Source organism: Serratia sp. A07, from assembly GCF_058725505.1.
The window spans coordinates 1-7,150 of the sequence record NZ_JBZXDO010000071.1; the positions used below are offsets into that span (position 1 = coordinate 1).

8 protein-coding genes and 2 pseudogenes are annotated in these 7,150 nt (G+C 54.7%); 7 read left to right on the forward strand and 3 right to left on the reverse strand.

The window, feature by feature from the left end; all coding sequences use genetic code 11:
• Positions 1–79 precede the first annotated feature (79 nt).
• Both AC4PR2_RS27015 and AC4PR2_RS27020 read left to right on the forward strand, forming a co-directional pair.
• Positions 80–388 (forward strand): annotated as a pseudogene (locus tag AC4PR2_RS27015) (ATP-binding cassette domain-containing protein); the annotation flags it as partial.
• 522 nt (positions 389–910) lie between these two features.
• Positions 911–1,810, forward strand: coding sequence for a hypothetical protein (locus AC4PR2_RS27020; protein ID WP_492175784.1), 900 nt, complete (start codon positions 911–913; stop codon positions 1,808–1,810).
• 180 nt (positions 1,811–1,990) lie between these two features.
• Here the strand turns inward: AC4PR2_RS27020 and AC4PR2_RS27025 are convergent, their stop codons facing one another.
• Together AC4PR2_RS27025 and AC4PR2_RS27030 are read right to left on the reverse strand one after the other, a co-directional pair.
• On the reverse strand, positions 1,991–2,272 hold the full coding sequence (locus AC4PR2_RS27025) for a cytoplasmic protein (RefSeq protein WP_492175785.1): 282 nt from the start codon (positions 2,270–2,272) through the stop codon (positions 1,991–1,993).
• 4 nt (positions 2,273–2,276) lie between these two features.
• Complete coding sequence (locus AC4PR2_RS27030; protein WP_492175786.1) at positions 2,277–2,453, reverse strand: ANR family transcriptional regulator; 177 nt, start codon at positions 2,451–2,453, stop codon at positions 2,277–2,279.
• Between the two features lie 210 nt (positions 2,454–2,663).
• On the opposite strand from AC4PR2_RS27030, the gene AC4PR2_RS27035 reads away from it, so the two are divergent.
• The 5 genes and pseudogenes from AC4PR2_RS27035 to AC4PR2_RS27055 all read left to right on the forward strand — a co-directional run bounded on the left by AC4PR2_RS27035 (position 2,664) and on the right by AC4PR2_RS27055 (position 6,350).
• Entirely contained in the window at positions 2,664–3,611 is a 948-nt protein-coding gene (locus AC4PR2_RS27035) for an Rpn family recombination-promoting nuclease/putative transposase (protein ID WP_492175787.1), read from the forward strand.
• A 24-nt stretch (positions 3,612–3,635) separates the two neighbouring features.
• A complete protein-coding gene (locus AC4PR2_RS27040; RefSeq protein ID WP_492175788.1) occupies positions 3,636–4,253 on the forward strand; it encodes a DUF2913 family protein in 618 nt (205 codons plus the stop codon).
• A 528-nt stretch (positions 4,254–4,781) separates the two neighbouring features.
• Positions 4,782–5,158: pseudogene (locus AC4PR2_RS27045) on the forward strand (IS66 family transposase); the annotation flags it as partial.
• 293 nt (positions 5,159–5,451) lie between these two features.
• Positions 5,452–6,072, forward strand: coding sequence for a ParA family protein (locus tag AC4PR2_RS27050; protein ID WP_197847341.1), 621 nt, complete (start codon positions 5,452–5,454; stop codon positions 6,070–6,072).
• Positions 6,073–6,122: 50 nt separating this feature from the next.
• A complete protein-coding gene (locus tag AC4PR2_RS27055; RefSeq protein ID WP_197847342.1) occupies positions 6,123–6,350 on the forward strand; it encodes a hypothetical protein in 228 nt (75 codons plus the stop codon).
• A 364-nt stretch (positions 6,351–6,714) separates the two neighbouring features.
• On the opposite strand, the gene AC4PR2_RS27060 is transcribed toward AC4PR2_RS27055, so the two are convergent.
• A complete protein-coding gene (locus AC4PR2_RS27060; protein WP_492175789.1) occupies positions 6,715–7,041 on the reverse strand; it encodes a DUF7609 family protein in 327 nt (108 codons plus the stop codon).
• Positions 7,042–7,150: the final 109 nt, after the last annotated feature.

Sequence of the window (7,150 nt, forward strand, 5' to 3'; positions counted from 1 at the left end):
GAGGCGGCATCACTGGCGCCGTAGTGAACCGGCCATTTTAATTGTCGCCGACCGGCCAAAATAATTGACGCGAGATACCCGTGCCAGTTACATCCATAATGTGATAATGAAAATGCCCATGGGCTATGAAACTTTAGTCGGTGAACTGGGAGAAGGATTATCTGGCGGACAAAAGCAACGTCTTTTTATTGCTCGTGCACTTTATCGAAAGCCCGGGATTTTATTTATGGATGAAGCGACAAGCTCACTGGATAAAGAAAGCGAAAACTATGTTAATCAGGCAATAAAACAGATGAAGATCACTCGCGTAATTATTGCACACAGAGAATCGACAATCGCGTCCGCAGACAGAGTTATTTCACTGGCACGCTACAAGCAAGAGACGTAAATTGTATTAGTCGCGACTTGATCTGACAGGCACTGTTGCAAATAGCCGATGGTGGTAGACTGGTTTCTACCTTTTTCAGGGAAACAGAGTATGAATCCATTCAAAGGCCGGCATTATTCTTAAAGTGACAAACGTGACAAAATTTTCGAGGGTTCCGGCGAAGAACCCCCAGTTCGGGCTGTTCGATGACGCCCCGCCGCGCCTTCCGATCAGGGGTTCTTCCACTGGACCCCTAACGCGGAGATACGCCCCGACTGCGGCTTACGCCTTGTCGTGACCACTCCGACGGCGCACACAAAGATAGACGTCGCATTTAGCGGAACTGGTCTTACAGGGCAAGGGATGGGGTAGGCGATACCTATCAGACCTGGGCGGCTACGCCGCGTCACCGGCGACCCTCACCGACTGGTGAACCCTGTGGGAACGATTGTCGCCTGCATGCGCCAGGGCGCATACCTGGACACCTCACCCGAACGGATGTTATAAACAAAAGTGCTTATAAATACATTGGTGATTAACGTTATGCTCCTGCTCGACTATATCGAGATGCTGTATGGCCATGAGCGTGGCAACAAGACCCGCTTTCTGCAGGATAACCCGACGATCCTGCCGCAAGAACTCAGTCGCTGGCTGAAGGCCGGGTTGAAGATCCGCCCGGAAACCGGGGAGATCTACAAACCGGTTTCCCGCCGGGTCACGGTGCCGGAACACGCTGCGGTGACAGCGGGGATCATCCTGTCCGATGAACTCAGAGAGCGCATCGGCGCCCTGGCCGCGACACAAGGCCTGTCGGCGGAGACCCTGCTGCGTACCTGGGTCGACAGGGACGAATTGCGCCAGCAACTGACGCCGTCCGCGACGCTGAATGCAGTGCCCGAGCAACATATCGCGGGGCTCGTCAGTCGTCACCTGGCCCCGCTGTCCGCCGACAGCGAAGTGATAGATTATCGGACGGCACTGGACTCGTTGCTCCTCGCGCTGACGGACGCCGAACTGCTGTCACTGACGCTGCGCGATGTCGCCGAAAGCCGGCGCCTGGCCATTCCCCGGACCGCGTATTACTGGTATGGCGGCATGGTGGCGAAGGGCGTTTCCCGGATGCTGGGGACGCTGGAGGTCTATCTGTGGCATGATTTCATGCGGCCGGAGAGCGAGGTCATGTTTGTGGGCGATGCCCGTAACGTCGTCGCGAGCTATTTTATCTGCCAGCAGCTCTGTCGGGTGCTGAAAAGCGCCCGAACGGCCTTCAGGAAGCAGCAGGGACACTGGGCTAGCCGCCGTCAGGAAGAGGAATATGCCTACGAGCACATTTTCCGCTTTGCCCAGGGCGTGATGGACACCGGCATTGATATGGGCAATGCGCAGGACGATGCCCGGTTGTTTGACTACGCCTGCCGGCATTATGCGTATGCCATGGACTGAATGTCGGCGCCCGCCCTGTGTGCCTGCCGATAGTCTGAGGGGGGCGAGACGAATTGGGGCGATAGCATGACGGTTGCGCTACGTGAAATCTGGGCGTCGATGCGTGGCTGTGGCTGCGGTATTTTACGCAGCACGATCTGGGTAGTCACATTTATCACTTTAGCGGCGGCGGCGCTTTTCTCAATCATCAGACGGATGACACAACACCCAGGCGCTGCCACCGAAACGGGTGTTTCCCACCACCTGCTCCCAGGCTTCTGCCTCTGCCAGTTGCGTTTTTACGGCCAAAAAGTCGGCGTGGCTCAACATGACGTCGCCCCGCTCGCCAGGCGACGTCAGCACGTAGCCGTCAGCGAGCACAGAACCTGCTGGCCGGGGGGCCCGCACGGCGCGGCGATAAAAACTCTTGATGACCCCGCCGTTGCGCAGGGCCGATAGAATGACGTGCTCCGGGATACGCATATTCTCACTGCCCCCGCCGTTCACACAGGTTAGCCCTGACCCAGCACCAGTCCTCGTTGGCGCCGTTTTTCGCCAGATGCTGCGCGGTGCGCCAAAAATGGGCGGCCTGCGCAAAATTGCCTCCTTGCTCCAGCTTCGCAGCCATCGAGGCTGTGTGCTGGTATGAGTTTTTTTTGTCCATGTGAAGCTCCTGTTTTGTGGTCGTTGGCAATTGTCGCAGAGGCAGGCCTCACGGGATAGTGGGGAGACTGGCCCCCGCAGGGGTTAGGGGAAGCACAAACCGTGCGCCGGCGCCGGCGTCGACATCGTCAGTTGGCTCCGCTGCCGGTGGTACGGACAACCCCCAACGCCGCGATAGTGAGCCGGGGGCCGAACATGTTACGATAGCCCTATGAAAAAGACCCCAACGCCGCATGATTTGGCCTTCAAACAGTTTCTGACGCATCCCGATATCGCTCGGGATTTTATGCAGTTGCACCTGCCGGCAGAGCTGCAGGCTATCTGTGATCTGAGCACGCTGAAGCTGGAGTCCGGCAGCTTTGTCGAAGATGACCTGCGCCCGTATTTCAGCGACGTGCTTTACAGCCTGAAAACTACCGCCGGCGCGGATGGTTACGTGCACGTGCTTATCGAGCACCAGTCCTCGCCGGATAAACACATGGCCTCCAGAATGTTTCGCTATGCTATAGCCGCCATGCAGCGCCATCTGGAGGCCGGGCATAAAAAATTGCCGCTGGTGATCCCGGTGCTGTTCTATGCCGGTAAACGCAGCCCATATCCCTACTCTACCCGCTGGCTGGACGAGTTTGATGACCCGGCGCTGGCGGAAAAACTGTACACCGGGGCGTTTCCGCTGGTTGATGTGACCGTCATTCCCGACGATGACATCATGAACCACCGCAGCATGGCCGCACTGACCCTGCTGCAGAAACATATTCGCCAGCGCGATCTGGCAGAGCTGGCAGAGCGACTGTCCGCCATTCTGCGGGCCGGCTATCTCTCTTCGCCGCAGGTGATTTCGCTGATACACTATATGCTCCAGGCAGGGGAGTCGGCGAATGCGCAAGCGTTTGTTCGCGAACTGGCCCTGCGGGTACCGCAACATGAGGATGAACTGATGACCATCGCACAACAGCTTGAACAAAAAGGTATCGAGAAGGGTATCCAGTTGGGTGAACAGCGCGGTATGGAAAAAGGACGTCAGGAAGGACGTCAGGAAGGACGTCAGGAAGCCGCACGGAAGATCGCCCGCTCGCTGCTCGACAGTGGCCTGGATTTGGCGACGGTAATGAACGCCACAGGTCTCACTGCCGATGAGCTGGCGCAAATTCGCCATTAATCCGTTGCGGAGAGACTCACGACCTTGCCGGACAACACCCCTTCTGCCGCGCCGACAGACACCACCACCGCGTTAAGCCACCTAGCGTTCTGCGCCCTGGTGGCGCTGGGGCTGGCCCGCCAGGATGGCATTGTGTCAACGCCCTACGCGGAAAACCTGTTTCTTATCCGCTGGCTGGCCAGTGCGCAAAAGCAAAAGCGCTTTCCCCGGAGCGTGACGATTGATATCGCATGGATGCTGGAGCGTGGCCGAAAATACGGTCTGGCCGGCAAGTTGCGGCAGCATCTGGACTATTTGTGGCGCTCCTGCAGCGGCAAGCTGGCGGAGCAGTCCGACCTGTTTCGGCTGACCTATGCGACCGAAACCCTGAAAGATCAGGGCTGGGACAATTACGTGATGGATACGCAGGAGTGGGTATCCGGCGCGACGCCGACGCCCGCTCAGCACAACAACGGCTTCTACGTGGAAAAAGCGACGCTGCATACCGCCTTTGCCCAGGATGGACGCCACCTGCAGCCTGTCCCGTTTCGCGTCATCGGTGATGCCGCGCGGTTTTGCCAGGTCATGGCGGAATACGGATTGAGCGCCCGTGTGCACGCCAGTGCGCCGGCTTATCACACGGTCGTCATGGACCCCGTGTAGACTTTATCGCCAGGGGACGCCCAGGTCATACCGCCCGGACGGCGCTGAGTCTCTTGGCGAGCGACAACCAGGCCTCGGTCAGTGCAAACGCCAGGTGCAGCGATGGATTGCGGTATTTTTTCAGCAGACCGTGTTTGACCAGCGTATGGCAGGAGGTGCGGAAATTTTACGCCGGCAATGCTGGCAACGTTGGTTCGCGAACTGAAGCGAGGTCGGCCGATAGCGACCTCACAGACCTGCTCGGGTTTTGGCTGTGTTGCTGGAGCCGAAGAAGCCGCTGGCAGCAACGCAGGCGGGTGTTCGACCACCACAGGAACAACCTTGTTCTCGATGACAACGGGTGCGCCAGCAGTGCGACGCTGGCGCCCGGTTGGAGGGACTTCTCGACCATGGCCAACTTGAACTCCATGGAGTAGTTGGCTCGGGGGATATCGGGCTTTGTCATAGATGGTGTCCACTTAAAATAGGTGGACACCATCCTTAATCATCCCTGTCAAAACCGGAAGACGTCCTACATGGGGCGCTTACATGCATTCACTGTACGACTGGATCCAGGCGCAGCTGAAAACGCTGTCGGTGCACGCGGAGAGGCGAAGGCGTTCGGTTACATGCTAAAGCAGTGGGACGCGCTGAACGTGTTTTGCAGTGACGGTCGGGCGGAGATCGACAACAACATCTGTGAAAACGCCTTGCGTTGCGTGGCGCTGGGCAGACGTAACTACCTGTTCTTCGGTTCAGACCGAGGTGGGGAGGCTGCGGCTATCATCTACAGCTTGTTGGGCACCTGCAAACTGAACGGCGTGGAGCCGGAGGGCTGGCTGCGGGACGTGCTGGGAAAAATCAGCGACTGGCCGTCAAACCGGGTGGATGAACTGCTGCCCTGGAACCTCTCAACCGTAAAATAATCCTTACGCTACGTCCTACACGGGGCGCTTACGTAAATTCGTTTCTAATTGGGTCATATACGCACTTTATATACCCTGCTGCAAGTTCGGCGTGAAATTCTGCGCACCCACCCGACCGGTATTCGATGGCTTTGAATTACCCTGCGTAAAATCATGATTTCATGTTGTCATGTTTTTATAGTGGTGCGTGTTTTGGATAAACTGGTCATTAAATCATGATTTAATGCTTTCATTTTTTTGTTGGTTGTGCCAATATCACTATGGTTAACATGAAATAATGAAAGGTTGATATCATGATTATATCGTGCATTGGTCAGAAAGGCGGTGGTTCTAAAAGCACAACAGCCAGAACATTAGCGGCGGGCTTTACTGAGGCCGGGTGGAAGACACATCTGGCGGATATCGATGAGAAACAACAGACCTCGCTTAAGTGGTGCAAGCGACGTGAGGATGCGGGGTTACCTACTATTGATTGTGGGTTGTATCGCAGGGTAGAGACAGCAGTAAAAATTAAAGATCAGTATCATCTCGTTATTATTGACGGACGTCCGGCGGCAGAGACCACGTCGCTGGATGTGGCAGTAGAATCTGACTTGGTACTGGTTTCGACAGGCACTACTGTTGATGACCTGGAGCCCTCTCTTGAACTGGCCAGAGAGTTAATTAAAAAAGGGATAAACAAAGACCGTATCGTATTTACAGTGGCCAAATCCCCTTCAGACGCTGAAGGTTTGAAAGCTCAAGAAACTATACGTGCATGGGGATTCCGTGTGCTTAATACCGTCATTCCTTTCAAGGCTGGATATGGCAGCGCGCTGGATGTTGGTCGAGCTTTATATGAAACGCCATTTAAGTCCCTGAACGCGACCGCCAAGGCTATGGTTGAGGAGGTTCATGATATCGTTAACTCATGATATCATGAATTCATTTTTTAATTATGTCATGCCAGCTTGAGAGGTTTGCAATGAAAGGTCCCAAGAATAGCATTAAACTCGCTCCCCCTCCTTCCAATGAACCTACACTGGATGTGACGGGCAAGGGAGCCCAACCTGATACTGAGGTTAAACCCATCCAGATAAAGGTCCCTGTCAATAAGCACAAAGAGATGAAAACTTACGCTGCTGAGCAAGGCATCACGATGACCGATATGTTGTTGGCCGGATATGATATGTTTCGCAAAAAAATGAATTAATGAAATCATGAATTCATGTTCCAATGGCGGTGTGAAATACAGATTATTGGCTAGCGTGTTAAGTCAATAATAAATACTGAACAAGAATATTTTACGCCGTCTCCTTCGATTGTTCAGGTACTGTCTTTGTTGTATAAGTGGATCAATACATGGTTAGTAATCATTTTTTCATTAAATCATGATTTAATGCTTTTGTTTCTTTTCTATCTATTCTTGATATTCACTACTTGGATTTCCCTTTGCTATAGGGTTTATCCCATAGCGCAGTATCTTTATACCTTCCTTCGTCTCCTCGTGTGTACAGATCGAGGAGACGCCTATATTCCACCGGTTCTGTTGTTTCAGCCTGAAGCCGGCTGCGGGTTTACCGGCTGCGGGTGACGATGGCCTGGGCGAACAGGCGACCTGACGGGTAGAGCACCAGGCTGCTCTCGATGTTATAGACCTGGCCTGACCGTTTGGCGGCTTCGTGCATGGCCGGCACCAGCAGGCGGCGGGCGCGCTTTTTGAGGCTGTTGACGTCCTGGACGATTTGCCCGGCACCATAGTCGGGAGAGAGGGCCACCGAATGGGTGTAGGACATGCCGGGCTCGAGCAGCACCATCATGGCCACCACGTGGGCAAACTCTTCGGTGCCGGTGTCGATAATCTCGTCTTCGATAATCTCTGGCGCAGCTGGCTGGTCGCTCATCACTTTGTCCCTCTCCGGTTGTTCTGTTGTGGTATCTGACGACAATTAATCTGGCCGGTTCGCGACAATTATTTTGGCCGGTTTGTAATCTGAGATCACAACCTACTCA